This window comes from Actinomycetota bacterium (assembly GCA_019347575.1).
Taxonomy (GTDB): domain Bacteria; phylum Actinomycetota; class Nitriliruptoria; order Nitriliruptorales; family Nitriliruptoraceae; genus JAHWKY01.
This window is the reverse complement of sequence record JAHWKY010000014.1, coordinates 1-26168: the sequence shown is the minus strand read 5'-3', so window position 1 is coordinate 26168 and position 26168 is coordinate 1. Positions and strand designations below refer to the sequence as shown.

The 26168-nt window shown below is 70.7% G+C and carries 29 protein-coding genes; 15 read left to right on the top strand and 14 right to left on the bottom strand.

The window, feature by feature from the left end:
* Nucleotides 1-72: 72 nt before the first annotated feature.
* From KY469_11175 to KY469_11160, 4 genes are all read right to left on the bottom strand, one after another.
* A complete protein-coding gene (locus KY469_11175; GenBank protein ID MBW3663650.1) occupies nucleotides 73-951 on the bottom strand; it encodes an NADH-quinone oxidoreductase subunit H in 879 nt (292 codons plus the stop codon).
* Between the two features lie 50 nt (nucleotides 952-1001).
* On the bottom strand, nucleotides 1002-2012 hold the full coding sequence (locus KY469_11170; GenBank protein MBW3663649.1) for a hypothetical protein: 1011 nt from the start codon (nucleotides 2010-2012) through the stop codon (nucleotides 1002-1004).
* Nucleotides 2003-2359 (bottom strand): NADH-quinone oxidoreductase subunit A, encoded by a 357-nt coding sequence (locus tag KY469_11165; GenBank protein MBW3663648.1) that lies wholly within the window; start codon nucleotides 2357-2359, stop codon nucleotides 2003-2005. The genes KY469_11170 and KY469_11165 overlap by 10 nt, the downstream gene beginning before the upstream one ends.
* 178 nt (nucleotides 2360-2537) lie before the next feature.
* Nucleotides 2538-3461 carry a 1-phosphofructokinase family hexose kinase gene (locus KY469_11160; protein MBW3663647.1) on the bottom strand — a complete coding sequence of 308 codons (924 nt, stop codon included), beginning with the start codon at nucleotides 3459-3461 and terminating at the stop codon, nucleotides 2538-2540.
* Between the two features lie 341 nt (nucleotides 3462-3802).
* On the opposite strand from KY469_11160, the gene KY469_11155 reads away from it, so the two are divergent.
* From KY469_11155 to KY469_11145, 3 genes are all read left to right on the top strand, one after another.
* Complete coding sequence (locus tag KY469_11155) at nucleotides 3803-4486, top strand: NAD(P)-binding domain-containing protein (GenBank protein ID MBW3663646.1); 684 nt, start codon at nucleotides 3803-3805, stop codon at nucleotides 4484-4486.
* 124 nt (nucleotides 4487-4610) lie between these two features.
* Complete coding sequence (locus KY469_11150) at nucleotides 4611-5681, top strand: 13E12 repeat family protein (GenBank protein MBW3663645.1); 1071 nt, start codon at nucleotides 4611-4613, stop codon at nucleotides 5679-5681.
* On the top strand, nucleotides 5645-6019 hold the full coding sequence (locus KY469_11145) for an HNH endonuclease (GenBank protein ID MBW3663644.1): 375 nt from the start codon (nucleotides 5645-5647) through the stop codon (nucleotides 6017-6019). The genes KY469_11150 and KY469_11145 overlap by 37 nt, the downstream gene beginning before the upstream one ends.
* Before the next feature lie 16 nt (nucleotides 6020-6035).
* Here the strand turns inward: KY469_11145 and KY469_11140 are convergent, their stop codons facing one another.
* Nucleotides 6036-7340, bottom strand: coding sequence for a DegT/DnrJ/EryC1/StrS family aminotransferase (locus KY469_11140; protein MBW3663643.1), 1305 nt, complete (start codon nucleotides 7338-7340; stop codon nucleotides 6036-6038).
* Nucleotides 7341-7429: 89 nt separating this feature from the next.
* Here KY469_11140 and KY469_11135 point away from each other — a divergent pair, with 89 nt between their 5' ends.
* From KY469_11135 to KY469_11110, 6 genes are all read left to right on the top strand, one after another.
* A complete protein-coding gene (locus tag KY469_11135) occupies nucleotides 7430-8347 on the top strand; it encodes an alpha/beta fold hydrolase (protein MBW3663642.1) in 918 nt (305 codons plus the stop codon).
* Entirely contained in the window at nucleotides 8344-9327 is a 984-nt protein-coding gene (locus KY469_11130) for an adenylate/guanylate cyclase domain-containing protein (protein ID MBW3663641.1), read from the top strand. Before KY469_11135 ends, KY469_11130 begins: the two co-directional genes overlap by 4 nt.
* A gap of 69 nt (nucleotides 9328-9396) precedes the next feature.
* A complete protein-coding gene (locus KY469_11125; GenBank protein ID MBW3663640.1) occupies nucleotides 9397-9825 on the top strand; it encodes a transcriptional repressor in 429 nt (142 codons plus the stop codon).
* A gap of 106 nt (nucleotides 9826-9931) precedes the next feature.
* Nucleotides 9932-10921: an energy-coupling factor ABC transporter permease gene (locus tag KY469_11120; protein MBW3663639.1), complete on the top strand. Its 990-nt coding sequence runs from the start codon at nucleotides 9932-9934 to the stop codon at nucleotides 10919-10921.
* Nucleotides 10922-10924: 3 nt separating this feature from the next.
* Nucleotides 10925-11689 carry a cobalt ECF transporter T component CbiQ gene (gene cbiQ / locus KY469_11115; GenBank protein ID MBW3663638.1) on the top strand — a complete coding sequence of 255 codons (765 nt, stop codon included), beginning with the start codon at nucleotides 10925-10927 and terminating at the stop codon, nucleotides 11687-11689.
* Complete coding sequence (locus tag KY469_11110) at nucleotides 11689-12441, top strand: ATP-binding cassette domain-containing protein (GenBank protein MBW3663637.1); 753 nt, start codon at nucleotides 11689-11691, stop codon at nucleotides 12439-12441. Before cbiQ ends, KY469_11110 begins: the two co-directional genes overlap by 1 nt.
* A gap of 45 nt (nucleotides 12442-12486) precedes the next feature.
* On the opposite strand, the gene KY469_11105 is transcribed toward KY469_11110, so the two are convergent.
* Nucleotides 12487-13335, bottom strand: a complete 849-nt coding sequence (locus tag KY469_11105; protein ID MBW3663636.1) for a metal ABC transporter ATP-binding protein — start codon at nucleotides 13333-13335, stop codon at nucleotides 12487-12489.
* A gap of 89 nt (nucleotides 13336-13424) precedes the next feature.
* On the opposite strand from KY469_11105, the gene KY469_11100 reads away from it, so the two are divergent.
* Together KY469_11100 and KY469_11095 are read left to right on the top strand one after the other, a co-directional pair.
* Nucleotides 13425-14315 (top strand): metal ABC transporter substrate-binding protein, encoded by an 891-nt coding sequence (locus tag KY469_11100; GenBank protein ID MBW3663635.1) that lies wholly within the window; start codon nucleotides 13425-13427, stop codon nucleotides 14313-14315.
* A 49-nt stretch (nucleotides 14316-14364) separates the two neighbouring features.
* Entirely contained in the window at nucleotides 14365-15177 is an 813-nt protein-coding gene (locus KY469_11095; protein ID MBW3663634.1) for a metal ABC transporter permease, read from the top strand.
* A gap of 3 nt (nucleotides 15178-15180) precedes the next feature.
* Here KY469_11095 and KY469_11090 read toward each other — a convergent pair whose 3' ends face one another.
* A complete protein-coding gene (locus tag KY469_11090) occupies nucleotides 15181-15630 on the bottom strand; it encodes a transcriptional repressor (protein ID MBW3663633.1) in 450 nt (149 codons plus the stop codon).
* 60 nt (nucleotides 15631-15690) lie between these two features.
* On the opposite strand from KY469_11090, the gene KY469_11085 reads away from it, so the two are divergent.
* Complete coding sequence (locus KY469_11085) at nucleotides 15691-16611, top strand: crotonase/enoyl-CoA hydratase family protein (protein ID MBW3663632.1); 921 nt, start codon at nucleotides 15691-15693, stop codon at nucleotides 16609-16611.
* A 6-nt stretch (nucleotides 16612-16617) separates the two neighbouring features.
* Here KY469_11085 and KY469_11080 read toward each other — a convergent pair whose 3' ends face one another.
* Nucleotides 16618-17004 (bottom strand): VOC family protein, encoded by a 387-nt coding sequence (locus KY469_11080; GenBank protein MBW3663631.1) that lies wholly within the window; start codon nucleotides 17002-17004, stop codon nucleotides 16618-16620.
* A gap of 91 nt (nucleotides 17005-17095) precedes the next feature.
* On the opposite strand from KY469_11080, the gene KY469_11075 reads away from it, so the two are divergent.
* Nucleotides 17096-17557 carry a hypothetical protein gene (locus KY469_11075; GenBank protein MBW3663630.1) on the top strand — a complete coding sequence of 154 codons (462 nt, stop codon included), beginning with the start codon at nucleotides 17096-17098 and terminating at the stop codon, nucleotides 17555-17557.
* Here the strand turns inward: KY469_11075 and KY469_11070 are convergent.
* The 3 genes from KY469_11070 to KY469_11060 all read right to left on the bottom strand — a co-directional run bounded on the left by KY469_11070 (nucleotide 17548) and on the right by KY469_11060 (nucleotide 20950).
* Entirely contained in the window at nucleotides 17548-17928 is a 381-nt protein-coding gene (locus KY469_11070; protein ID MBW3663629.1) for a response regulator, read from the bottom strand. The two genes, KY469_11075 and KY469_11070, sit on opposite strands and share 10 nt — an antisense overlap.
* On the bottom strand, nucleotides 17925-19640 hold the full coding sequence (locus tag KY469_11065) for a PAS domain S-box protein (protein ID MBW3663628.1): 1716 nt from the start codon (nucleotides 19638-19640) through the stop codon (nucleotides 17925-17927). Before KY469_11065 ends, KY469_11070 begins: the two co-directional genes overlap by 4 nt.
* 80 nt (nucleotides 19641-19720) lie before the next feature.
* Nucleotides 19721-20950: a molybdopterin molybdotransferase MoeA gene (locus KY469_11060; protein ID MBW3663627.1), complete on the bottom strand. Its 1230-nt coding sequence runs from the start codon at nucleotides 20948-20950 to the stop codon at nucleotides 19721-19723.
* 56 nt (nucleotides 20951-21006) lie between these two features.
* On the opposite strand from KY469_11060, the gene KY469_11055 reads away from it, so the two are divergent.
* Nucleotides 21007-21645, top strand: a complete 639-nt coding sequence (locus KY469_11055) for a molybdenum cofactor guanylyltransferase (protein ID MBW3663626.1) — start codon at nucleotides 21007-21009, stop codon at nucleotides 21643-21645.
* Here KY469_11055 and KY469_11050 read toward each other — a convergent pair.
* Genes KY469_11050 through KY469_11040 form a run of 3 tightly spaced genes read right to left on the bottom strand, consistent with a single transcriptional unit; the run spans nucleotide 21604 to nucleotide 24343 of the window.
* Nucleotides 21604-21822 carry a molybdopterin-guanine dinucleotide biosynthesis protein MobA gene (locus KY469_11050; protein MBW3663625.1) on the bottom strand — a complete coding sequence of 73 codons (219 nt, stop codon included), beginning with the start codon at nucleotides 21820-21822 and terminating at the stop codon, nucleotides 21604-21606. The genes KY469_11055 and KY469_11050 overlap by 42 nt on opposite strands.
* Nucleotides 21819-22697: a formate dehydrogenase accessory sulfurtransferase FdhD gene (gene fdhD, locus KY469_11045; protein MBW3663624.1), complete on the bottom strand. Its 879-nt coding sequence runs from the start codon at nucleotides 22695-22697 to the stop codon at nucleotides 21819-21821. Before fdhD ends, KY469_11050 begins: the two co-directional genes overlap by 4 nt.
* A gap of 29 nt (nucleotides 22698-22726) precedes the next feature.
* Nucleotides 22727-24343 (bottom strand): DEAD/DEAH box helicase family protein, encoded by a 1617-nt coding sequence (locus KY469_11040; GenBank protein MBW3663623.1) that lies wholly within the window; start codon nucleotides 24341-24343, stop codon nucleotides 22727-22729.
* Nucleotides 24344-24489: 146 nt separating this feature from the next.
* On the opposite strand from KY469_11040, the gene KY469_11035 reads away from it, so the two are divergent.
* Nucleotides 24490-25905, top strand: a complete 1416-nt coding sequence (locus KY469_11035; protein MBW3663622.1) for a universal stress protein — start codon at nucleotides 24490-24492, stop codon at nucleotides 25903-25905.
* Nucleotides 25906-26168: the final 263 nt, after the last annotated feature.

Below are 26168 nucleotides of genomic sequence, written 5' to 3'. Positions count from 1 at the left end.
AGACGCGCCAGCCGAACCACACCGCGGCGAGCCCGAAGCCCCAGAAGGCGATGTCGGCAGCGAGCGGCGCGCTCACGGCAGCGCCTCGAGCCCGGCGATGAGCAGATCCAGGAACGCCAGCGGCAGCAGCACCGTCCACGTCCACAGCACGAACCGTTCCGGGGGCACGCGGCCCACGACCTGACGACTGGCCACGAGCGCCACGAGGAGCCCGAGCGACTTCACCGCCATCCACGCCCAGCCCGGCAAGAGCGGGCCGTGGTGGCCGCCGAGGAACACGGCCGCGCCGACCACCGCGTAGGCGACGAGCATCGCGTAGCGCGACAGCTCCCAGACGAGCCGGTGCGCCCCGGCGGTCTCGGCCGCGGTCCCGCCTCCGAGGTCGCGACCATCCGGGAGCTCGAGCGGCCCCCAGAACGCCACACCCAGACCGACGATGAGCCACAGCGGCAGACCGAGCGGCTGTCGGACCACGTTCCAGAGCGGCTCCTGCGACGCCACGATCGCGCCGACCGACAGTGACTCCGCCGGGAGTGCGGCCGCGATGAGCACGAACATGCTCAGCAGCACGTACGACAGGCCCATGGCGAGGATGCGGTACGCGCCCACGAGTGCGGGGTAGCTGTTGGCGGACCAGCCGTTGAGGAAGATCGCGACCATGGCTCCGACCTCGGCCGCGCCGATCAGGACGATGCCCGTTCGCACGTCGGCCGCGACGGCCCCCTCGGTGAGGGGCACCGGCACAACGATGGTCGCCGCCATCGCTCCGTACATCGCCGGCGCGAGCCGCCACAGCGTCACGTCGGGGCGCTCGGTCGTCGTCTGCTGCTGTACCAGGAGCAGGCTGGCGCGTCGCCAGGGTGCGGCGAGCTGTCCCGTCAGCGGGGCGCCGGCGGCGCGTGCCGTCAGCAGGCGATCGGCCATCGCCGCCACCCACACTCCCGCGGCCATCACCACGCCGACCGCCGCGACCGCGATGACGGGATGCAGGTGCGGGACCGTCAACCGCTCACCTCCGCCGGGTCGTGGATGGTGCCCAGCGAGGTCGACACCGTCGTGACCGCTTCGCTCCACCCCAGCCCCACGAGATGTTCCCCCAGCTCATCGAGCGCCAGGTCCGGGAGGCTGGCATCCGCGATGAGCTCGTCGAAGCGATCGAGTGCGTCGGCGCCCTCGATCACGCCCACGCCCTGGAGTGCCGGGCGCAGGCGTCTGCGGGCCGAGCGCAGCAGGGGGGCGATCGCCGCCTCGGGTCCATCGACCGTCGTGCGCACGACACGTTGGGCGAGCGCATCCAGCCCATGGACCCGCAGCAGGTGCGCCACCGCGACGAGCCGCGCGTCCGGCACGTCACCGTCGGCGCCTGTGGCTGATCCCAGCCACGGTCCGTTCGGACCGCGCGCGTCGCAGGCGACGATGACGTCGCCCTGCAGCTCCAGCTCCAGGGTCAGCCCGGACGGCAGGGCGCGGTGGAACGGACCCAGGGTGAGCGGGACGCGATCGAGTTCGAGCCCGTCGCGGACATCCTCGCCGGTCATCGCCATCCCGCGGCCGTAGGGAACGCCGCCCATCATCCCCTCGCCGCCTTGGCCGTGGGGCCCCACGCCCTTCCACGACGTGGGGTTGTCCGCTGGCCCCACGGCCGGCGCGGAGCTGCGATCCCCGAGGAGCAGTGCCCGGTGGAGGTCGGTGATCGTGACGAGAGGCTCGACCCGTACCTCCTCGACGTCCGGCAGGACATCCCGCGTGGTCACCGTCAGCCGTTCGGCCGTCCACCACACGGCAGCTCGAGGGTGGGGGAGCTGATCGTGCACGCGCCGCAAGGCCGGGGCGTGGTCGGCGGCGATCGCACCGATGACGACGAGGACGGTCGCGTGTCGGGGCGAGTCCACCACCTCGATGCGCGGGTCGATCCCCAGCCGGAGCGCCACGGGCTCCTCGCCGCGCCCGGTCACGATGCACACGGGGACTCGGGCCGACGAAGCGATCCGATGCAGGAGGCTCACTGCCACCGAAGGGCTCCTTCACGCCACGCGTAGAGCACCCCCAGCGACAGGATCGCCAGGAACATCCCCATCTCGACCAGCGCCTTGACTCCCTCGCGGACGTAGACGACCGCCCACGGGTACATGAACATCATCTCCATCTCGAACGCGATGAGGACGAGGGTCATCGGGTAGTAGCGCGCGTGGAAGCGCGACCACGCGTGGGTGGCAGGCTCGTGGCCGCCGAGCACCGGGACGGTCTCCGACCAGGGGATCGCGGTGGGGTCGGTGATGCGGCGCCACTGCGACGCCGTGCCGAGCAGGCCCAGTGAGGCCACCAGTACAACCGCCGCGCTGAGGAAGCCTGCGAGCACCCGTCCCTCCCGACGTGCGGACGTCCATGCGGTCCTCCGGGACCGTAGTCTCGGCCGCGCTGGTCCACCCGGCCAGCCGGACGCCTCAGGTCGTGCTACCGCTTCGCTACTTGAGCACTGGGAGGATCGACGCCGCCGACCATCGTGCGTGCGGTGGATCGCCCTCCCCCAGGCCGGATCAGTCGGTCCCACGTCGGTACAGGCGTTCGATGTCGTCAGCACGCGCGAGTTCGGTGCCAGGTGTCATCACCGCCGCGGCCCCGGCGGCGAGCCCGAGCCGAACGGCGTCGGTGACCTCCCAGCCGCGGACGAGCCCGACGGCGATCCCGGCGACCATGCTGTCGCCTGCTCCGACGCGGCTCTCGATCGGGACGGTCGGGGCGCGTAGGTGTCTGCCTCCGTCGCTGGTGGCGAGGTAGGCGCCGCCGGAACCGAGGGACAGCACGATGACGTCCGCGGCGCCCCGCTCGGCGAGGCGGCGGGCGGCCGCCTCGAGGTCGTCGTCCTCGAGGTCACCCCCCCACAGGTCGCGCAGCTCCGTCGCGTTGGGCTTCAGCAGGTAGACCCCTGCTCCCGCCACGGCTTCGAGAGCTGGTCCGGACGTGTCGACGATCAAGCGGGTCGGTGTCTCGCGCGTCCGTTTCGCTACCTCGGCCAGGGCATCGTCGGAGACACCCGGGGGCAGGCTCCCGGAGGCGACCAGGATGTCGGGGGACGTCTGCAGCGCGGCGTCCACGGCTGTCTCGTACTCCTCTGCCGTCACCTCGGGACCCGGCATGACGAACCGGTACTGGTCGCCGCTCTCGTGCTCGTCGACATGCACGTTGAGTCGGGTTGACCCATCGATGTCCACGGGGAGGGCGTCGATGCCGGTCTCGTCCTCGAGCAGCTCGCGTAGCTGCCGGCCTGTCGCACCCCCGGCGAGGAACACGGCCGTGACGTCAAGACCGAGTCGCGCAACGACTCGCGCCACGTTGATGCCGCCACCACCGGGTTCGTAGCGCATCGACTCGCAGCGCAACTTCTCGTTCGCGGTGACCCGGCCGACCTCGGTGCTGGCGTCGACGGTCGGGTTCAGGGTCAAGGTCACGATGCTGGGCACGGCGGTACCTCCGTCCCGACCGGTGCCGGTAGCAGAGCGTACGAACGCGAGCGCCCCCGCCGATGGTCCCGGACTTCTGGGCAGAAGGGCGCGCTCGTGGACGCGACGGTCAGGTCATGGACACCAGGTCGGTCTCGTCGCCGGATTGTGCGTCCATCCAACGGTCGTCGGTCGCGTTGCGTCGTCCGAACGGTGGCGTATCGCCTGTTGACCGTCGCCGACGTCGGGACCCTCGACCACGTCTCCGTCCGCGAGCAGTTCGATGCTCGCTGGTCACCTTGGCGCTCGGTCGGCGTGATCCGTGCGGCATGCTGACGCCTCTGGTGACGTGAGGAGCGCACGTGCGCATCGCGATCGTGGGTACGGGCATGGTCGGGCGGGCTCTCGCGGGGGGCCTGGCGTCGGCGGGTCACGACGTCGTCATCGGGACGCGAGATCCCCACGACACGATGGCGCGGACCGAACCCGACCGCATGGGCAACCCGCCCTTCGCCGAGTGGCACCGACACCACGCCGGCATCGGGTTACAGCCCCTGACGGACGTGGGTGCGGGTGCGGAGATCGTCATCAACGCGACCTCGGGGATGGCCTCGCTGGAGGCGCTCGAGGCCGTCGGCGCGGAGGCGCTCGCGGACAAGCCGCTGATCGACGTCGCGAACCCGCTCGACTTCTCGACCGGCAGGTTGGCGTTGTTCACGACCAGTACGGACAGCCTCGCCGAACGCATCCAGCGCACCTTCCCCGATGCGCGCGTGGTCAAGGCGCTGAACACGATGAACGCGTCGGTGATGACGTCCCCGTCGAGCATCCCGGGAGACCACCTCGCGCCCATCGCCGGTGACGATGAGGACGCGAAGGGCGCGGTGCGGTCGCTGCTCGCCGATCTGGGCTGGCGCGACGAGCAGATCCTGGACCTCGGGGCGCTGACCGCGGCCCGCGGCATGGAGGCCTGGCTGCTGCTGTGGATCGAACTGATGCAGACGCTGGGGACCCCGCGGTTCAACCTGTCACTGTCCCGTCCCTGACGGGAACGCTTCGTTCGGGTCCTCGAGGCGCAGTTCGAACCAGTCCCCCCAGGTATGCGCCGAACGCACGTAGGGATGATGTGTTCGAGCTCAGATGTCACACCCCCTGCGTAGCTTGGGGGCCATGGAGCAGACGCGCCGCTACCCCAGCCGCCGGGCCGAAGCCCGCAGTGGCGGTGGCGCGCGTACGGAGGTCGGGGCGTCGGTCGCGCGCGAAGTGCGGGGCGGCTACGACCCCGGCGCTGGCGAGAACGAGACGCCGGCGGTGCGGGATGTGGGTGAGGCGCTGGGCCTGATCACCCAGGGCCTGGACGCGCTGGCGGGGCTGGATCTACGTGACGAGATCGACCGTGACGTCGCCGACGCCGCCATCGCGGCGCAGCGGCACGTCAACCGCCTCCAGGCGCAGCAGACCCGGCTGCTGGAGCGGGTCCGGGTGACCGGTGTGCACCGCCTCGACGGGGCGGTCTCGATCGCGTCGTGGTACGCGGCCCACACCGGCCTGGACGGGGCCGCCACCACCCGGATCGCCCGCCGTGCCCACCGCCTGGACTTCTTCCCCCAACTGCAGCAGGCCTACCAGGCCGGACACATCTCCTCCGACCACGTCGACCCGGTCGTGCGCGCCACCACGTCGCGGCGGTTGCGGGCGCTGCAAGACGCCGAAGACGCCCTGGTGACCTTCGCCAAGCACGGCACCCCCACCGATGTGCGCCGCGCCGTCAAGCTGATCCGTGACCAGGTCGATCCTGACGGCACCGACGCCCAGCCGCTGGGGTCGGGGCTGGACGAGCGTCGCGAGTTCACCGTTCACCCTGGCATCGATGGGCTCGGAGACGTCAAGGCGACCGTGGTGCCGGATGTGCACGAGCTGCTGGTCCAGCTGCTGGAGACCCTCGCCGTTCGCGACAGTAAGGACGTGCCCAAGGAGCAGCGCCGCACCGCCGCGCAGATCCGCCACGACGCCTTCGCCGAGATCCTCAGACGTGCCGCCGCCGCGACGCTGGAGACCCGCAACGGTGCCCGTCCGCACGTCAACCTGATGATCGACCTGTGGACCCTGCTGGGCCAGGAAGCCGCCGCACCTTCGAATCCCGGCTGCGCCGTGCCGGCACCATCGACGACCAGCTCGCCCGCGACCTGCTCACCCGGTGGGGTGTGCACGACGAGGGGTTCCTCACCAACGTCATCCTGACCGCCGGGCCCTACCGTCCCGTCGCGTTCGGACGTTCCCTGCGCACCCTGCCGGACTGGCTCCGACCGCTGCTGGAGCACCTCCACACCCGCTGCCGCTACCCCTTCTGTGACCGGCCGGTGGCGTGGACCGAGGCCGACCACGTGATCCCCTGGGCCGACCACGGCGAGACCGAGTGGGACGACACCCTGCCCGCCTGCAAAGGCCAAGACGGCCACCACGCCATGCACACCACCGGCGGCTGGACCGCTCACTACGACCCACACACCGCCATCGCCACCTTCACCTCACCCACCGGACACCAGATCCGCACCCACCCCCCGCCCCGACGATGTTGAGCCAGCCCCAGACCTGTCAGTTCCGGATGAAGTGCAGGTCGCGGAAGCGCTGACGGAACTCCGTCACGCGTGTAGCCACGTCCTCGGGTGCGTCACCCAGCGCGTCGTGTACGAGCCCGGCGAGTTCCGGCATGTCCGGATCCTTCATGCCCCACCGCACGATCTCGGGCGTGCCGATGCGTAGGCCGTCTCCGGTCGGGAGTCCGATGGCGCTGGTGAGAAGGTTCGCGTGGCGCAGGTGCTCCGCCATCGCCTGGCCCCCGCCCCAGCGGTCGGCGTGGAGGGCGAACTGGTGCGAGGTCGTGGGTCCCTCGACGGTGCTGAACACCGGGACCCCGAGATCACCGAGCGAGCCGGCCAACGCCGACGCAGCGCTCGTCATGGCTGCCGCGTAGTCGGCTCCGTACTCGAGCCAGTCGAGTAGCCCGATCGCGAGCGCTGCGGTGTTGCCGACATCGAAGTTCGCCGTGAGTCCGGGATGGGCGATGGCGTCGATCCGCGCCGCGAGCCCCTCGTCGTTGGTCAGGACGAGTCCCGCCGGCGGTCCACCCAGGCTCTTGTACGTGCTCATCGTGAGCAGGTCCGCACCCTCGTCGAGCGGGTTGGGCCACACCCGCCCCGCGATCATCCCGCACGCGTGCGCGGCGTCGAACAGCACCCGCGCCCCGACCCCGTCGGCGACCTCACGGATCGCGGCCACCGGGTGGGGGAGCAGGTTGAGGCTCCCGCCGATCGTGATGAGTCGCGGCCGCACGCGGTCAACGAGATCGGCCAGCGTCGCGACGTCGACGGTGTAGCGCTCGGCGTCGATCGGGGCATGGTGGATCTCGAGACCGTAGAGGCCGGCCGCACCGACGCGGTCGTGGGTGATGTGCCCGCCGACGGACGGTGGCGGAACGACGATCGCGTCGCCGGGTGCGCACGTTGCCATGAAGGCGTAGAGGTTGGCCATCGAGCCGGACGCGACCCGGAGCTCGGCGAACCGGGCAACCAGAACCCGGCACGCGAGCGCAGCGGCGATGACCTCGAGCTGCTCGATCGCCTCGAGGCCCATCTCGTACTTCTCGCCGGGGTGGCCCAGCGAAGGCCGCGAACCCAGGCCCGCCCCCAACGCTGCCTCGGCGACCGGGTTCATCACGTTGGTCGCCGGGTTGAGGTTCACGCACTCGGACTCGTGGATGCTGCGGTTCCGCGCGATCAGCGCCGCGATGCGTTCCTCGAGTTCCTCGACCCCGACCGGCAGCGACGCGAGCAGCTCGGTCTCGCGCTCGCTCGCCCGTGGTGACAACCACGGACGAGCGGAGGACCCATCCGACCCCATGGTGGTCGAGCATAGGTACAGCTCCCGAACGCCAGACATCTGTGACCAGTGGGTAGGTTCCACCGACGGCTAGGCACGTACACGGAGGCATGATGGAGCAGCAGGAGATCGCGATCCACGGTCGCACGGTGGCGTACCGCTCCGCGGGGACGCGTGGCCCTGCCGCCGTGCTGATCCACGGCATGACCCAGGACGCCTCGACGTGGGATCACGTCGGTCCCCTCCTCGCCGAGCACCTGCGACTGATCGCCGTCGATCTTCCGGGCCACGGCCGCAGCGAGAGCCCGCAAGGGGACCACTCCCTCGGCGCGTACGCGAGCACGGTTCGCGACCTGCTGTTCACGCTCGACGAACCGCGCGCGACCGTTATCGGACACTCGCTCGGCGGGGGCGTGGCGCTGCAGTTCGCGTACCAGTTCCCCGAGATGGTGGACCGCCTGGTCCTGATCGACGCCGGCGGCCTCGGTCCCGAAGTGAGCCCCTTCCTGCGCGCCGCCTCGCTACCCGGTGCCGATCCGGTGGTGGCGCTCCTCGCGACCGACCGTGCCCTTCGGGCCATGGATTCGCTGTCCCGGGCGCTCCAGCGATTCGGACTGGCGCGCGGCGCGGACCTTCTCGAGGCCCGTCGGGGTCTACAGAAGCTGTCCGACGCCGAAGCACGCCGGGCCTTCCTAAGGACGGTCCAGGCCACGATCGGCCTCACCGGCCAGCGCGTGTCCGCGAGTGACAAGCTCTACCTCGCCGAGCACGTTCCCACACTGCTGATCTGGGGCGCACGCGACCGCATCATCCCGCTCGCGCACGCCACGGACGCGCACCAGGCGATCCCGGGTAGCCGTCTGCGGGTCTTGCGCGACGCCGGCCACTTCCCTCACGTCGATGAGCCCGTCCGCGTCGCCGAGTTCATCGCCGACTTCGTCCGGACGACCGAACCGGGAGGGGTGCCGAGGGAGCGTTGGGGCGATGTCATCCGCCGCGGCTCAGGGACCAGTCGCGACAGCGCATGAGTGACGAGGAGGCGACGTCGTCGGTGTTCGACCACGTCCGCGACGTGGTCGAGGGCGATGCCGAGCTCACGCTCGAGCAGGTCGCGGACGAAGCGGACGTCCCTGCTCAGGTGCTGCGCGAGGCGTTCGCCGCGATGAACTGGGACGCCCGACCCGGCTACGACGAGCGTGACGTCGCGTACGCGCGCGCCCTGCGCCGGATCCTGGACCTGTACCCGCTCGACGTCGTCGTCCGCAACCTCCGCACCCGGTACCGCGGCATGACGACGATCGTGGTGAGCGATCTCGGCACGGTCCGCGACCGGGTGATCGCTCCTGCCCTCGAGGGCGGTGCCGACACCACCGGCCTCGCGGTCCGGTTGGGCGAGACGGCAGGTGAGCTCCTGCCGCTCATCACCGGACAGCTCGCGGAGGACTACCGCCACATCCTCGTCGGCCTGCTCGGTTCCGACGCGGTCTCGCAGGGCGCACAGCTACAGGCTCGAGAGGTCGATCTGGCCGTGGGATTCGTGGATCTGGTGGAGTTCACGAAGCTGTCACGGAAGATCGATCCGGCTGGTCTTGACCGGCTGCTGGGACGCTTCGAGGAGCTGGTCACCGAGGCGGTCGACCGCATCGCTGACACCCTCCTGGCCAAGTTCGTCGGAGACGCGGCCATGGTCGTCGGCTCGGATCCGTTGCAGGTCGCCCGCGTGCTGCTCCACCTCGTCGACGACCGCCAGCAGCTGACCGAGACGCCGCGTCACGCGGGACTGGCGTACGGTCGGGTGCTCGTCCGCGAAGGCGACTTCTACGGCCAGGTGCCCAACCTCGCGTCCCGACTCACCGACCACGCCAAGCCCTGGAGCATCCTCGCGGCGGACGAGCTGGCGGACCGGCTCGAGGATCACTTCGAGCTGAGCAGTGTGCCGCCGACGCACCTGCACGGCATCGGCGAGCACCGTCCCTACCGGGTGCGGTCGTCTTCGGAGGTTTCCTAAGTTCCGCTGACGGGGATCCGCATCCGCTGCGTGCCGCAGCGCACAGGCTCGCGGGCGTAGTCTCGCGCCATGGCCCCCGACGACATCGAGCTCCTGCTGCGCCGCAGTGGCTACCGCGTGACCCAGCCGCGACAGGCGGTCTGGCGCGCCCTGGTTGACGCCAACGGCCACCTGACGGTGGAGGAGATCGCCCAACGCGTGCAGCGCCGTGACCCGGGGGTGAACCTGGCGTCCATCTACCGTTCGTTGGCGCTGTTCGAGGAGCTCGAGCTCGTCCGCGAATCGCGGATGGTCGGTGAGGAGGCGAGCCGCTGGGAGCTCGCGCACCCCGACGAGCACTTCCACCTCGTCTGCGACTCGTGCGGTCGGATCGATCACCACGTGGGGACGCTGGTCGAGGAGATCCGTGACCACCTCGCCGACGGCCACGGGTTCGAGGCGCGCGACGTCGAGCTGATCGTCACCGGGCGGTGCTCGGACTGCGCGGGGCGCGCCTGAGGCAACGCCCCGTCGGGATGCACCGGCATCGCTCCGCCTCCGCCGTGTTGCGAACGACTCGCAACAAACTTACGCTCGGGACGTCCGACCACGACGAACGGGTCCCGTGCACGCCCCGGACGGCTTCCTCAACGCCGGCACGGCCGCGGCTACTGGCGCGGCGAGCGTGTCGGCGGTCGCCGTCGCGTTGCGTCAGTCCAGTCGGCAGCTGGCGGACAAGCAGGTGCCCCTGGCCGGGGTCGCTGCGGCCTTCATCTTCGCGGCGCAGATGATCAACTTCCCGGTCGCGGCCGGAACGACGGGCCACCTGCTCGGGGGAGCGCTCGCGTCCATCCTGCTCGGCCCCGCCGTGGGAGCGCTGGTGGTGACGGTCGTGGTTGTCATCCAGGCTCTGGTGTTCGCTGACGGAGGGCTCACGGCCCTCGGCTACAACGTCCTGAACATGGCCGTCGTTACCTCGTTCGGCGGCTACGCCGTGTTCCGCGCCACGAGGCGTCTCCTCCCGGCGAACGCCACCGGAGTTGTCACCGCGACGGCGGTCGCCGCCGGTGCTTCGGTCGTGCTCTCCGCAGCGGCGTTCTCGCTCGAGTGGCTGTTCGGGGCGACCGCGGACGTCCCGTTCGACACGGTGTTCGGGGCGATGGTCGGCGTCCACCTGATCATCGGCATCGGCGAGGGCTTGCTCAGCGCGGTTGCGGTGGCCGGCGTCCTCGCCTCACGCCCCGACCTCGTCCACGGTGCCCAGGACATCCCGCGACTCCGCCTGCTCGAACGCCCCCGAAGTGACGTGCGTGGGTTCGCGATCGCGGCCGTGCTCGTCGCGGTCGTCGTCGCCGGTGTGGTGAGCCAGTTCGCCGCCGACGCTCCGGATGGGCTGGAATCGGTCGCCGCCGAGCAGGGGTTCGCCGAGGTCGCCGGCGACCACCCCTTGGCCGACGCCCCGTTCGCCGACTACGCCACCAGGGGTCTCGGCGACGAGCGTCTGAGCCTCACCGTCGCCGGCGTGGCCGGGGTCGCGATCACCCTGGCGGTCGGAGCAGGTCTGTTCGCCGCGATCCGTGACCGGCGCAGCCGCGCGTCGCCGCGCACGGGCTGACCGGTGGGAGCGGGACACGCCCACACGCTCTACCACCACGGCCACACCCGGGTGCACCGACTCGCGCCGGAGGTCAAGGTCGCGACCACGCTGGCGTTCGTCACGGCTGTGGCGCTGACCCCACGGGAGGCGGTCTGGGTCTTCATGCTCGATGCCGTCGTCCTCGCTGTCATCGTCGCCGCTGCGGGTCTGCCTCTCCGCTTCGTCCTCGCACGGTTGGCCGTGGTCATCCCGTTCGTGGTCTTCGCCGTCCTCATCCCCTTCATCGCCGGTGGCGAGCGCACCGAGGTGATCGGGGTGGCACTGTCGCGCGACGGTCTGTGGAGCGCGTTCAACATCCTGGCCAAGGCGGGCTTGGGTGCGACCGCCAGCATCACGCTGGCTGGCACCACCGAGCAGGCCCGCATCCTCGAGGGCCTCGAACGCCTCCACGTGCCACGTGCGCTCACGGCGATCGCCGCGTTCATGCTGCGGTACCTCGAGCTGCTCGCGGACGAGTTCGGTCGCATGCGCACCGCCATGGCGGCCAGGGGCTACGCCCCCCGCTCGCTGTGGCAGGCACGGCCCCTCGCCACCGCCGCGGGCGCGCTGTTCATCCGCAGCTACGAGCGTGCCGAGCGTGTGCACGCGGCGATGCTGGGTCGGGGGTTCACCGGGGTGATGCCACACCTCGATCAGGTTTCCGCCAGCCCGGGGGAGTGGCTGCTCGCGTCGTCCGCTCCGGCGATCGCCGCTGCAGCGGCGGTCGTGGCCGCGGTGACGTCGTGATGATCCAGGACGCGCCAGCGCCCGTGCCCGCAGTGCGCGCGGCCGGGGTCACCTTCACCTACCCCGACGGGACCGAGGCGCTCCGCGGACTCGATCTCGTGGTCCCGCGCGGCCAGAAGGTGGCGTTGCTCGGACCGAACGGTGCAGGCAAGACGACGCTCGCACTGCACCTCAACGGGATCCACACCGCCGCGACCGGGAGTGTCCACGTGGGTGAGTTGCCCGTGGTGGATGAGCACCTCACCGAGATCCGCCGCCGCGTGCAGCTTGTGTTCCAGGATCCCGACGACCAGCTGTTCATGCCCACCGTCGCCGAGGACGTCGCCTTCGGGCCCGCCAACCACGGAGTGCATGGAGCGGAGCTCGAAGCCCGGGTGCGCGAGGCGCTGAGAGCGGTCGAGGCGGCGGACCTCGCCGATCGCGCCCCGCACCACCTCAGCGGTGGCGAGCGCCGACGTGCCGCGCTCGCGACCGTTCTTGCGATGCGGCCGGACGTGCTCGTGCTGGACGAGCCGACGTCCGGGCTGGACCCGGCCGGGCGGCGTGAGCTGGTCGAGGTCCTCGCCCCGCTCGACCTGACCCAGCTCGTGATCACCCACGACCTGCCGTTCGCGCTGCAGCTGTGCGAGCGCGCGGTGATCGTTGACGAGGGCCGGGTGGTCGCGGATGGCGCAACTCGGGAGCTCCTCAGGGACGACGAGCGCCTCCGCCGACACCGCCTCGAGCTGCCCCACGGCTTCCGTCTCGCCTGACCGGTACCGTCGCGTAGGGACGTCGTGGCCAGGCCGCCGCCGAGGTCAATGTCCTTCGTGGCCGGTGACAGGCGCGCCGTGCACGTGGGGATCGCCGATCACGAGGGTCCCCTCGACGGTACGGAACGCGGTCCCGCTGTAGGCGTGGCCAAGGTGCTCCTCGGTCAGCACCTCGTCCGGCGGGCCGGCGGCGACCACGTGCGTCGCCAGGAGCAGGACGTGGTCCGCTGCCGCTGCCGTGACGACGTCGTGGGTCGTGAGGACGACCGTGTTGCCGCGCGAGGTCTCGTCCTCGAGCAAGCGCTCGATGCGGTCCTGACTGACGAGATCGAGTCCGGTGACCGGCTCGTCGAGCAGCAGCAACTCGCCGTCCTGGGCCAGGCCCTGTGCGACGAACACCCGTTGTCGTTGGCCGCCCGAGAGTTCACGGAGGTGGCGCCGTGCGAGGTCGGATATGCCCATCCGATCCATGGCCTCGTCGACCGCTTCGTGATCCTCGGAGGTGAAGCGACCGACCAGTCTGCGCTGGGCGTAGCGGCCCATCCGGACCACCTCGACGACCGTCAGGGGTACCGCTTCGTTCACGCGGTTGGATTGCATGACGTAGGCGACCGCGCGTCGACGACGCCCCGCCGGGGCGCCGAGCACCTGCAACGCGCCGCGGCGGGGCTGGAGCAGGCCACTGATCGCTCGCAGCAGCGTGGTCTTCCCCGAGCCGTTGGGACCGATGACGGCGGTGGTCGCGCCCGTCGGCATGGCGAAGGTCGCGTCGCGCAGGGCCACGTGGTCGTCGTACGTGAGCAGCACGCCGTCGGCGACGACGGCGGGCCCTGCAGCCACAGCGGGGGATGCGCTCACGGACGCAGCGTACGGACGAACGAACGACGGTTGCATCCTCGTTCCAGGCTCGGTTGCGAGAACGGTTCCTAGAACACTACCATCGGACCGTCAGCTCCACACCCCGCTCGGCCCCGAGGACGGACGTGTCGTACCGACCGCTCGCAGGACTGCTCGCCGTCGCGGCGCTCGCGCTCGCTGCGTGTGGCGCAGAGGGCGCGACCAGCCCCCCAGGGCTCCAGGTCGTCGCTACGACGTCGATCGTCGCGGACATCAGCCGCGGGATCGTCGGCGACGAGGGCACGGTCGAGGTGCTCGTGGAGCCGGGCCAGGACGCGCACGCGTTCGCCCCCTCGGCACAGCAGACGCGGTCGCTGCGCCAGGCCGACCTCGTCGTGGCGATCGGGTTCGACCTCGAGGAGCAGCTGCAGGACAGCCTGCGGGCGGCCGAGAGCGATGGCGTCGAGGTCCTGCGTGTCGCCGAGATCGTCGATCCGCTGGACGAGGATCCGCACGTGTGGCACGACCCCGTACGCATGGCCGACGCAGCACAGCACATCGCCGAGCGACTGGCCGAAGTGGCGGGTGACGATGCCGACTGGGCCGGCCGCGGCGAGCAGGTGGCAGCGGAGATCCTCGTGGCACACGAGCAGGCGCGGACGGTCCTCGCCGCCGTTCCGGAGCGGTGCCGGCAGCTCATCACCAACCACGACTCGCTGAGCTACTTCGCTGCGCGTTACGGCTTCGAGGTCGTCGGCAGCGTCATCCCGGGCACGTCGTCACAGGCAGAGCCGAGCGCGGCCGAACTGGCGGAGCTCGCCGACACCCTGCGCGCGACCGGAGTGCCCGCGGTGTTCGCCGAGGTCGAGTCGTCGTCGCGGCTCGCCGAGACGCTCGCTGCCGAGGTCGGCAGCGACGTCGAGGTCGTGTCGTTGCACACCGAGTCTCTCGGTGCGCCTGACTCGGGAGCTGCCACGTACACCGACATGATCCGCACCAACGCACAGCTGGTAGCGGAGACTCTCGCGGGTTGCTGAGGAGATCGCTGTGGAGTGGCTGCTGGAACCCTTCACCGACAACGCCTTCATGCAGCGAGCGCTGGTCGCCGGCCTGCTCACGGTCGTGACGACCTCCCTGGTGGGGACCTGGGTCGTCCTACGGGGGCTGAGCTTCCTCGGTGATGCGATGGCTCACGGGGTCATCCCCGGCATCACCCTCGCGTTCCTGCTCGACATCAACCTCAGTCTGGGCGCCGCCGTGTCGGCGCTCGTCATGGTCGCGGGGATCGACCTCGTGAACCGCCGGTCCCACCTGCCTCAGGACACCGGCATTGGCTTGCTCTTCGTCGGCATGCTCGCCCTCGGCGTGATGATCATCTCGTTGAAGGGCGCCTACGCCGGTGACCTGACCGCCATCTTGTTCGGAGACGCACTCGGCGTGACTTGGGGGGACGTCGCCGCCACCGGCGCGGCGGCCATCGTGACCATCGTGGTGACGGTGCTGCTCTACCGCCCGTTCCTCGTCCTGTCGTTCAGTCGGGCGAAGGCCGAAGCGCTGGGGTTCCGTCCGGGCCCGACGCACCTCGCCATGCTGGTGCTGATCGGCCTGGCGATCGTCGTGTCGTTCCAGACCGTCGGGACGCTGCTGGTCTTCGCCTTCCTCGTCGCCCCACCGGCGGCAGCGTCCCTGATCTCGCGGCGCGTGCCGGTGATGGTCGTGATCGCCGTCGCCCTCGGGGCGGTCGCGGTGGTGGCAGGACTGCTCACGAGCTACCACGTAGCGACGCCGGCGGCGTCCTCGATCGCGGTCGCCACCGTCGTCGAGTTCTTCCTCGTCCTGACCATCCGAGAGATCGGCGCGTCGATCGCCGCGTCGCGGGTCGCCGAGGCACCGGCATGAGGGTCAGTCGCAGTCCGCGCAGACCCCGACGAGCTCGAGCCGGTGGCTGGTGAGCTGGTACCCGTGGTCGCCGCTGGCTCCCTGGACCGCTCGCATCAGGGACCGTTCGATGTCATCGGGCAGAGCGATGTCGTCGATCCGGCCACACGTGCCGCACACGAGGTGATGGTGGTGTTCGGTCAGGTGTTCGTCGAGCTCGTAGCGTGCGACGTCGTCCACCGAGGCCAGCCGTCGCACCGCCCCCGCGCGTTCCAGGATCGCGAGGTTGCGGTACAGGGACGACTGCGACTGCTGCGCCCCGTGCTCGAGCAGCTCGGGGATCGTCACGGGGCGCGCGAGCTCGACCAGCAGCTCGACGAGATGCTGCCGACCGTGCGTGTAGCGTTGCCGGGTGCGCCGGAGCTGGTCGCGCACCGTCGCATGCACGTCGGTGAGCTCGGCAGCGGAGGACATGGGAACGATGGTAGTAGGTCTTCCGAGAACGCGTGAGAAGCCGGTCGCAGGAGAGCCGTCTTGAGCCCGCTCAGCACGCTGCGGTACGAGGTCGCGGAGGGCATCGGCCGGATCACGCTCGACCGTCCCGAGCGAGGGAACGGGCTCACGCCGCGGCTGATCGGTGAGCTCGCGGAGACGGTCGAGCGCGCCGATCTCGATCCCGCTGTGCGCGTCATCCTCCTGTCGGGCAACGGCAAGGGCTTCTGTGGCGGCTACGACCTGGTCGAATCCGCCGAGGCGATGGGGACGAGCCAAGCGGGCGCGGGCGACGAGGATCTCGCCGGCTCACCGCTCGACCCCGGCGTGATCGTCGCCAACCACGATCCGTCAGCCACCTGGGACCCGATGGTCGACTTCGCCATGATGCGTCGCAACGTGCGCGCGTTCATGACCCTGTTCCACGCCGCGACGCCGGTGGTCTGCAAGGTCCACGGGTTCTGCGTCGGAGGTGGAACCGACCTCGCGCTGTGTTCGGATCTGCTCGTGATCAGCGCGGACGCCAAGATCGGCTACCCGCCGGCGAGGGTCTGGGGTTCACCGACGACAGCGTTGTGGGCCCACCGCATCGGAGCGCAGCGCGCCAAGCGTCTGCTGTTCACCGGCGACTCGCTGTCCGGTACGGAAGCCGCCGAGTGGGGTCTGGCGATCGAAGCGCCACCGCCAGAGGAGCTCGACGAGCGCACCGAGGCGCTCGTGCGACGCATCGCGCGGATGCCGTTGAACCAGCTGCAGATGATGAAGCTGCTCGTCAACCAGACGCTGGCGAACCAGGGTCTGGACGCTACCCAGATCCTCGGAACCGTCTTCGACGGCATCGCCCGTCACACCCGTGAGGGGTACGCGTTCCAACAGCGCACGGCGCAGGTGGGCTTCCGCCAGGCCGTGCGCGAACGTGACGAGCCCTTCGGCGATCCCGGCGCCTCGACGTTCAAGGGTTGAACACCCTCAACGGCTGTCCGGCGACGAGATCTCGATCAGGTTGTTGTCGGGGTCGCGCACCCGGAAGAAGCGGAACCCGTTGCCCTGGCCGATCGATGTGACGTTCGCCCCGCCCGCCACCAGTCCGGTGCGGATCCCCTCGAGGTTCTCGGGCACGACGGCGACGATGTACGGATCGCTCACCGACCCCCGAGGCGGTTCCTCGCCTTCGGTGAGCTGCCACATGCTGTAGAGCGTCTGCCCGAAGCGGAAGACGGCGGTCGGGTGCTCGATCGCCGCGGTGACGGTCACTTCGACACCGAGCATCTCCCGGTACCACGCGGCGCTGCGGTCGACGTCGCGAACTCGCAACACGGTCGCCCCGAGGACGACGTTGTCGCTGAGCCTGTCCATAGCACCGGCCTCCCGAGACGAATCTAGGGGCTGCACGTGGTTCGTCCGAACGAGACACGGGTCCGCCGCGGGGTGCCGGTACGGTCGCGGCGTGCCGAGGTTGCTCGTCGTCCACCACACGCCGTCCCCGACGCTCCAGGAACTGCTGGAAGCGGTGCTCGACGGCGCGACCAACGACGCCATCGAGGACGTCGAGGTGATCACGCGGCCGGCGCTGACGGCGAGCGACGTCGACGCCATCGAGGCCGACGGCTACGTGCTGGGCACAACCGCCAACATCGGCTACATGTCGGGCGCGTTGAAGCACTTCTTCGACCGCGTGTACTACCCCGCCATGGAAGCGAGCCGCGGTCGGCCCTACGGCGTGTACATCCACGGCGGCAGCGATACCTCCGGTGCCCTGCGAGCCGTCACCTCGATCACCCAGGGGCTGGGATGGAGGGAGGTCGCCGCAGCGGTCGAGATCGTGGGCGCTCCGACGGCGGAGGCCCGCGACGCCTGCTGGAACCTCGGAGCGACGGTCGCCGCATCGCTGAGCGCGGACTACGCCTGAGCGCGAGGATCCTCGCGGTCGTCGAGCAGCGACCGCACCGCCGTCGCCAGCTGGGGAGCGTCGGCCTTCGGCAACGTGGCGACCCGCAGTTCCCTCGCGAGCTGATCGATCGCGGGCTCGAGGTAGGCCGAGAAGATCACGATCGGCGCGTCGCAGCCACTCTGTCGCAGCCGCTGTGCCGTCTCGACCCCCGAGATGCCGTCCATCCGATGATCGAGGACGACGGCGTCGGCCCCGTCCTCGGCGTACGTCTGCAGCGCCTCCTCGCCGGAGGAGACGGTCGTGACGTCGAAACCCTCCCGCTTCAGCAGCCGGCTCACGAGCAGCCGCATGTCCGGCTCGTCATCAGCGACGAGCACGCGGGTGGTCACGTGGGGGTCTCCCGCTCGAGCAGGATGCGGAACCTAGTGCCTACCCCCACCGTCGAGGAGACGGAGAGTTCCCCTCCCTGCGCCTCCGTCAAGGCACGGGCGACGTAGAGCCCGAGTCCGGAACCGGACGTGCCGCCGGCGCCGTCCCCACGGTAGAACTTCTCGAACACCAGCTCCAGCTCGCTCTCGGAGATGCCGTCTCCCTCATCGATGACCTCGATCAGGACGTGATCGCCGCTCCGTCGCGCGACGACGCGGACCGGTCGGTCGCTGAACTTCACCGCGTTGGCGACGAGGTTCGTCAGGACCTGCTCGAGCCGGTTCCCATCGGCTACAGCACGAGCGAGGCCGGCCTCGGCGCCCACGATGAACTCGTGCTGATGTTCGAACAGCTCGACGACTCGCTCGATGACGGGGACCACGTCGATGGGTCGCAGGTCGACCGCGAGCGGACGTTGGCCCTCGAGTCGCGAGAAGTCGAGGAACTGCTGGACCAGCGCCCGCAACCTGCGGGACTGACGGCGCAGGACCGTGAGCATCTCGTCGCGGTCCACGTTCGGGATGTCGTCGAAGCTCAGGGCGTCGATGAAACCCACGATCGCCGCGATCGGAGTCTGCATGTCGTGGCTGATGCCCGCGAGCAGCTCTTCCCGGCGTTGAGCTGCCGCGCGCCCCGCCTCGAGCGCGTAGAGGTGGGCCTTCTCGACCGCCACCGAGGCCATCTGTGCCAGCTGCACCAGCAAGGCTTCGTCGGTGGGGGTGAAGTCGCCGTCGTAGCGGTCCGACAGCTGCAGGATCCCCAGGTTGGTCCCATCGCGTGCGATCAGCGGTGCCGCGAGCCAGCCGCGCAGCGGTGGGTGTCGATCATGTTCGCTGCCGTAGTCGCGCCAGGCCGGGTTCGACTTCAGCTGGTCGTCGGTCATACGCACGACGTCGTTGCGGTCGCAGACGAGCCCGTACACCGGCGAGCCGCGGGAGGGTTCGTCGTAGGCCCGGAAGCTCGCGTACTTGTCCGACACGGAAACGGTGATGTCCTGTTGCGGCCACCCTTCCTCGGGGCCGGCGCCGGGGACGGTGAGCGAGGTGGCGCCGAGGTGGGCGCCGATGATCGCGCGCGCCTGTTCGGTGATGGTCAACAGCATCTGGTCGAGGCTGGTCTGGGTGTTGATGAGGATCGCCGCACGGTTGAGGCTCTGGAGCTGTTCGGTGTGGGCCGCGATCAGTTCCAGTTCACGCTGGCGGGCTTCGAGCTCCTCGAGCCGGAGCCGGTCGGTGATGTCCTCGACGACCGCGATGATGTAGGCAGGCTGGCCGGTCGCGTCCCGCATCGGCGAGGAGGTCGTGCGGGCGTGGATCGTGCTGCTGTCGCCCCGCAGGTAGCGCGTCTCGATCGTGAAGCCATCGGTCCGCGCGGTGGCGACGTCCGCCAACCTCGCCTCGGCATCCTCGGCGGCCGTGGGGTCCATCAGGTCGGCGAGGTCCCCGCCGAGCAGGTCGGACTCGCGCCGGTCGAGCATGCGGCACAGAGCGGCGTTCGCACGGACCAGACGACCGTCGAGATCGGCGAGGAGGATCCCCAGCGGGGCGCTCTCGAACAGCGAGCGGAAGCGCTGCTCGCTGTCGAGGAGCTGCTCCTCGACGCTCTGCCGGTCACCCCGATCGGCGGTGACCGTAGCCGTGACGTCGCCGTCCGATCCTTGGGTGTCCGGCACGGGCGCAGCGCCGGACCGCGCTTCGGACCGCACTCGTGCGTGCCTCCTGGTGGGTGACGGCTCGACCGTACCGGCCACGTTCAGGATCCGCCGTTCTGAACCGCGGTCGGAAGTGGTCGAACGTCGACGCGGTCCTCAGGGCCGTACTCGCCTACCCCCATCGGCACGACGATGAGGGCGTTGCCCCGGGCGAGGGCTCCGACCATGCCTGCGCCCTGGCCCCTGACCGGCGCCACGAAGCGCGTGTCGTGCTCCTCCCAACAACGTGCTCGCACCACGTGAACGCGGTCCGACAGGCTGGCCAGCTCCGTGGTCAGGACCGCACGGACCGTGGTGTCAGCCGGCTCGTAGCCGCCGAGTCGTCGCAGAGCGGGCTCGACGAAGAGGCTGAACGTCACCAGGGCCGCCGCCGGGTTGCCCGGCAACCCCAGCCACAGCTGCCCGCCGACCCGGCCCACGGCGAAGGGTCTACCGGGCCGGACCGCCACGCCCGACAGCGACACCTCGTCGACCACCGCGCGAGCGTGATCGCGGTGGCCGATGGACACGCCCCCGACCGTCAGCACCACGTCGCTGGCCTCGGCCGCGGACGTGAGGCGAGCGCGCAGCGAGTCGGCCTCGTCGCGCACCGGGCCCTCCAGTTCGACGCTCGCTCCGGTCGCCCCACACCACGCCGCGAGCGACGGCCCGACGGCATCGAAGACCTGACCCGGGCGCAGCTGCGTTCCAGCGACGGCGATCTCATCGCCGGTGATGACCAGTGCGATCCGTGGCCGACGGTGGACCTCGACCGTCTCCGCACCGGTCGCAGCGATCGCCGCGATCTGACCGGGTCCGAGACGGGTCCCGATCGGCACCAGTACGTCCTGTCGGTGTACGTCCTCCCCGCGCCGACGCACATCAGCGCCGGGGGCGACCTGCCGCGGAACGTGGACACGTCCGTCATCGATCCGCACCCGCTCGAGCCGCACGACCGCGTCGGCGCCGGGGGGCAGAGGCGCACCCGTCGCGATGCGCGCCGCCTGTGCCCGCGCGATGGTCGGCAGCGGATCGGATCCCGCGGCGACCTCGGCCGTGACCTCGAGCGTGACGGGCTCGTCGGGCGTCGCGCCCGCCGTGTCCGCGGCACGTACGGCGAAGCCGTCCATCGCGCTGTTGTCGAACCGTGGGAGATCGTGCGGGGCAACAACGGCCCTGGTCGTGACGCGACCCAGAGCGGCTCGCAGCGGTACGTCCTCGCCGGGCACTGCTGCGACCTGGGCCAGGACGTGCTCGCGCGCGACGTCGACCGGGGTCAGTCGATGTTCCACGACCACCTCCGCACGGCACACGATCCGGACGGCAAGCTTGCGGCATCCTTGCGCCCGTGACGAACGATCGCCCCATCCCCATCGGCGTGGTCCTCGCCGGCGGCGCGAGCCGCCGCATGGGCTCCGACAAGGCATCGCTCTGGCTCGACGGCGAGTTGCTCGTGGTACGGGTGGCGCGTCGTGTCGCGAGCGCGTGTGCGCGTGTGGTCATCGCCTCGGGCGATGGCCAGCGACTCGGCTCCTTGCCGTGGACCCAGATCGCCGATGCGGTCGACGACGTGGGTCCTCTCGGAGGCGTGCTCGCGGCTCTGGAGCTCGCGGGTTCCGACCACGACCTCGTCGCCGTCGTCGCCGTGGACCTGCCGCACGCGGATCCCGATGTGCTGGCGACCCTCGGTTCGGAGCTGCGACGACGGGGAGCGGCGGTGGTCGCGCCTCGTCACCGAGGGAGGATCCAGCCGCTGCACGCGGTGTGGCGGGCCGCTGCCCGCGGCGCGCTCCGCAGGTACCTCGATGGAGGCGGCCGCAGCGTCCACGGGGCGTTCGACGAGCTCGAAGGTGTAGCGGTGGACGTCGATCATCTCGACCCTGCGGGGCGATTCACGCTCAACCTCAACCGCCCCGAGGACCTCGCTGCGCTCGGCGGGTCCGTGTCAGGGCAGCCGCGCCCTGACCCGCCCGGCCAGGGCGTGTAGCTCCGCCGAGCGATCAGTCCCGGTAGCCGCTGCCAAGCCCATCAGGAAGCAGCTCAGGGGCGCGAAGCGGCGCTCGGTCGCGTGCGCGACGTCGCGGGCGACGTCGAGGAGCAGCTCGATCTCGTCGTCCGTCAGCGCGGCGACACCGAGCTCCCCGGCGAGGTCGTCCAGCGTCACGATCGGGCTCCTTCGGTCGCCGCGGGGAGGCGGATGCGCTCCGGATGGCTGTACACGTTCGCGCGTTGGTTCCGCAGGAAGCCGATCAGGGTCACACCGAACCGTCGCGCCAGATCGAACGCCAGGCTGCTCGGAGCGGAGATACCCGCCACGACCGGGATACGTGCGACGAGCGCCTTCTGCAGGATCTCGAAGCTCGTGCGACCGCTGACCAGCAGGACCGAGTCGTCCGCGGGGAGCCGGTCCCCGAGCAACGCCCAGCCGAGGAGCTTGTCGACCGCGTTGTGCCGTCCCACGTCCTCCCGGATCGCGATCGGCTCGCCGTCGGGGGAGAACAGCGCGGCCGCGTGGAGGCCCCCCGTTCGTGCGAACACGGCCTGTGCGGCCCGCAGACGGGTGGGCAGGTCGTACAGCACGTCGAGGGACATCGCCAGCTGCGAGTCGATCGGTGTGTGGCCGTCGAGATCGAGTGCGTCCAGGCTGGCCTTCCCACACACGCCACAAGCCGACGTCGTCATGAAGTGCCGCTCGAGCGGTGGCAGGTGGGCGTGCGCGCCGGGACGCAGTTCGACCGTGATGGTGTTGTAGCGCTGCTCCACCCCGGGGTCCGTGCAGTAGCGGATGTGGCTGATGTGCTCACGCCGGGCGACCACGCCCTCCGCGTGGAGGAAGCCCGCAGCCAACTCGACATCCGATCCCGGGGTGCGCATCGTGATCGCGACGGTGCGACGTCCGTGGTCGTCGCGCAGTCGGATCTCGAGCGGCTCCTCGGTCACGAGGCTGTCGGGGTGCTCACGCGCCCCCCGTCCGTCGAGGGCGAGGACGGAGGCCGAGGTCCGCGGTCCGGGGCGGCGACGCGATGATCGAGAGGTCACGTCGCGAGGCTAGTTGCTCGTTCGGGTGTTCAGAGACGGGCGAGCCAGCGGTCGGCCAGGTGGACCCTCCTGTCGAGCTGTCCGACCGTGGCCTCCGCGACGGACCGGATGCCGGTCTCGCGGTTCAAGGTGGCGTTGACGGTGGCGTGGTCCTCGCCGGTAAGCAACACGAGCATGGCGACGCGGTCCTGGTTGACCCGCCGGAGTCGATCGCGTTCGTCGTGCAGCGCCGCGTCACCGATGTGCACCGACCCGTCCGGCAGAGGGGGAGGCGTGAGCGCGATCTCGAGGTCGGGATCGTAGGTCAGGTCATCGAGGTGGACGAGGTCCTCGCGGTGGCGATCGGAGAAGATCGACGTCTCCTCCTCGCCCAGCGCCACCGCGCTGATCACCTCGAACATGGCCAGCTGGCCATCCTCGCCGACGGTGGCCGTCACCAGGTCGGGATCACGCTCGCGATCCATCCGTTCCTGGCGCTTGCGGAGACTGTGCCGCCGCTCCTCGGCGATGTGGTGCGCGAGGACGCGGAACCGCGGATCGTCGGGGACGAACAGGAACGCCTTCTGGCGCGGCATCCCGGGGATCCACCGCACCAGTCGACCCACCGCCTGACGGAAGAACAGCTCCGTGGAGGTCGAGGTGGCGTAGACGCCCACCCGCAGCCGCGGGATGTCGACGCCCTCGGAGACCATGCGGACGGCGACGATCCAGGGTTCGGTACCGGCGGCGAAGCCAGAGATGCGGCCTGAGGCTCTCGGGTCGTCGGATGTCGCGACCACGGGCCGAACGCGCAGACGCTGGCGCATGATCCGACTCACCGCGCGGGCGTGCTCCTGGTCGGTCGTGATCACCACCCCGGCGGCCTCCGGGTGGTCCCGTCGGAGCTCGAGGAGCCGTTCGTGCGCTCGTCGCAGGACCGTCGGCAGCCACTCGCCGTCGGGCGACAGCGCCGTGCGGAGCCGCTGGCTGGCGACCTCGTTGGTCACCACGTCATCGAAGCTGTGGCTGTGCAGCGAGCCGTCCGGGGCACTCCACTCCATGTGGCCATCGATCCGCGGGAAGAAGACGGGGCGCACCACGCCGCCGTCGTCGAGAGCGTCGCCGTACCCGTAGCTGAAGTCCGCGACCGCCTCCTCCTCCTCGTACCGCACGAAGGGGATGCTGTTGGTATCCGAGCGGAACGGCGTCCCGGAGACCGAGAGCCGGCGCCCCGCCGCGGCGAACGCGCGGCGCAGCCCGTCCCCCCAGGCGCGCTCGTCGCCGGCGTGATGCACCTCGTCCAGGATCACGAACGCGTCGGTCGCCATCGGGGCGACGGCGGCCGCTGCGGACGCGATCTGCTGGAACGTGGTCACGATGCCGTGGGCGTCCGCGGGCAGTCCGCCGTGACGAGGCGCCCAGGTCGGATGCAGCTGGAGCCCGAACCGCCCGGCCGCTGCGGCCCACTGCGCCTTGAGGTGCTGCGTCGGGGTGACCACGATCACCCGTTGGTGCGGGTTGAGCGCGAGATCCTGCACCGCCGCGGTGAGCGCGAACGTGGTCTTGCCCGCTCCGGGCGTCGCGACGCACAGGAAATCCGTGCTCGCGGTGGCGTGGAACCGTTCGAGCGCAGCCTTCTGCCACGGGCGCAGGCGGAGGGAGGGCAAGGCAGCTCCGGTGTGGATCGCTGGGAGGAGGGAGCCGGATGATGCCAGCGGAGTGGCGCACCCGCGAGCCGTGTGTGGGAGCGTTGGGGCCCGACAGCTCCGCGACCGAGGCTACGCTCGGTGTCCTCCGGGGAGGGGTAGCCGCCATGTTCGATGTGATCCTCGTCGCGACCGATGGGTCCTCGACCGCGATGCGTGCCGAGGAGCGGGCCGCGATGCTGGCCCGCCGGCACGGAGCGACGTTGCACGCGGTGTTCGCGTACGGGCCGGCGAAGTCGTCAGGCGGGCCCTTCGCCGAGTCCGGTGCCAACCCCGGCGAGGTCGGTCGCGGCGCTCTCACCGGTGTGCAGAAGCGTTACGACGATCTCGAGGTCCGGACTCACCTCGTCGAAGGCAAGGTCGTCGACGCGATCGCCGAGGTCGCCCGGACCACCTCCGCTGACCTCGTCGTCGTGGGCAACGTCGGCCTCGGTTCGCGCGTGCAGCGCGCCCGCGGCAGCGTCCCTCACGAACTCGCGCACCACGCCCCGACCGACGTGCTCATCGTCCACACGAGCGATGCGGTGCATCGCGAACGCGCGGATCACGGCGGGCCCTTGACGCCGTACCAGCGCGTCGTCGTCGGCGTGGACGGTTCGGACACCTCGCTCGAGGCGTTGCGGCGTGCCGCTGGTGTCGCGGCCGAGGACGGTGCCGAGATCGTGATCGTCAACGCTGGGGGGGATGACGAGGTGCTGTCGCGCGCCTCCGATGTCGCCGCCGAGGCGGGGGTCACCTCGACCCGCCGGGGTGACGACGGAGCACCCGCCGAGGTCCTCGTCCGGGTCTCGACCGACGAGCGCGCCGATCTGCTGGTCGAGATAGGTGCGGAGCCGGTTGAGCTCGGTTTCGTCGCACAGTTCGCCAGCCTCGACGATCTCGTCAAAGCGGGTCGTGAACGCCTTGTAGTCGGTTGGCGGTGCCAGCTCCCAGTTGCGCCGGGTCTGGCCCGGCCGGCCGCTGTCACTGGCTTCATCGGCCTCCGCGAGCTCGTCCTCGCCCGGCTCATAATCCTCTGCCGCCTGGCTCTCATTGGCGGTTTCGTCCGTCTGCTCGGCGCGCATCTCGGCGTCGCCGTCCTGCGGGAAGGCCGACAGGCGGGCGCGGGCGGCGTCGCGCACGCGCTGCGGGGCGTCACCGAGCCGGTCGGGGCTCCGGTCGATCCGCCCGGGCGCGGTCTCGGCGATCGCGTCGCGGAGCGTGTTGGCGGCGTCCATCAGGGCATCGGCCTCACCCTCGTCGAGGTGCCGCTGGGACCGCCGCGCGGCCCGCTCCACCTCGCCGACGGTCAGCTCGTCGGTGGCCGCCTGGGTCACCCGGGCGGCGAGCTCGTGCGCCTCGTCGACCACCACGACGTCGTACTCCGGGATCATCGGGACGCCCTCGATGGCGTCGATCGCCAGCAGGGAGTGGTTGGTGACGATCAGCTGGGATCGGGCGGCCTTCTCCTTCGCCCGCTCGGCGAAGCACTCCTGGCCGTAGGGGCACTTCGCCGCGCCCAGGCACTCGCGGGCGCTCACTGACACCTGGCGCCACAGCCGCTCGTTGTGCCGGGGCGCGCAGTCGCGCTCGCCGGTGCCGCCGGCCTCGGCCTCCTCCTCGGCCCACGCCCTCAGCTTGAGCACGTCGGCCCCCATCGTGCCCTCGGGGATGTCGACGAGGGTGCCCTGGTCGTCGGGCACGCCCTCCCGGATCCGGTGCAGGCAGGCGTAGTTGGACCGGCCCTTCAACACGGCGTACGACGTGTCGTCGACGTGGCCCTGGACCGACTCCATCAGCCGCGGGA

Bases quoted from the DNA above. Each gene is read 5' to 3' on its own strand.
- KY469_11175 (MBW3663650.1), bottom strand. From the start codon at position 951: ATGGCCGCGGGAGTGTGGGTGGCGGCGATGGCCGATCGCCTGCTGACG.
- KY469_11150 (MBW3663645.1), top strand. From the start codon at position 4,611: ATGGAGCAGACGCGCCGCTACCCCAGCCGCCGGGCCGAAGCCCGCAGT.
- KY469_11125 (MBW3663640.1), top strand. From the start codon at position 9,397: ATGGCCCCCGACGACATCGAGCTCCTGCTGCGCCGCAGTGGCTACCGC.
- KY469_11095 (MBW3663634.1), top strand. From the start codon at position 14,365: ATGCAGCGAGCGCTGGTCGCCGGCCTGCTCACGGTCGTGACGACCTCC.
- KY469_11080 (MBW3663631.1), bottom strand. From the start codon at position 17,004: ATGGACAGGCTCAGCGACAACGTCGTCCTCGGGGCGACCGTGTTGCGA.
- KY469_11105 (MBW3663636.1), bottom strand. From the start codon at position 13,335: ATGCAACCGTCGTTCGTTCGTCCGTACGCTGCGTCCGTGAGCGCATCC.
- KY469_11130 (MBW3663641.1), top strand. From the start codon at position 8,344: ATGAGTGACGAGGAGGCGACGTCGTCGGTGTTCGACCACGTCCGCGAC.
- KY469_11090 (MBW3663633.1), bottom strand. From the start codon at position 15,630: ATGTCCTCCGCTGCCGAGCTCACCGACGTGCATGCGACGGTGCGCGAC.
- KY469_11140 (MBW3663643.1), bottom strand. From the start codon at position 7,340: ATGGGGTCGGATGGGTCCTCCGCTCGTCCGTGGTTGTCACCACGGGCG.
- KY469_11110 (MBW3663637.1), top strand. From the start codon at position 11,689: ATGATCCAGGACGCGCCAGCGCCCGTGCCCGCAGTGCGCGCGGCCGGG.
- KY469_11135 (MBW3663642.1), top strand. From the start codon at position 7,430: ATGATGGAGCAGCAGGAGATCGCGATCCACGGTCGCACGGTGGCGTAC.
- KY469_11035 (MBW3663622.1), top strand. From the start codon at position 24,490: ATGTTCGATGTGATCCTCGTCGCGACCGATGGGTCCTCGACCGCGATG.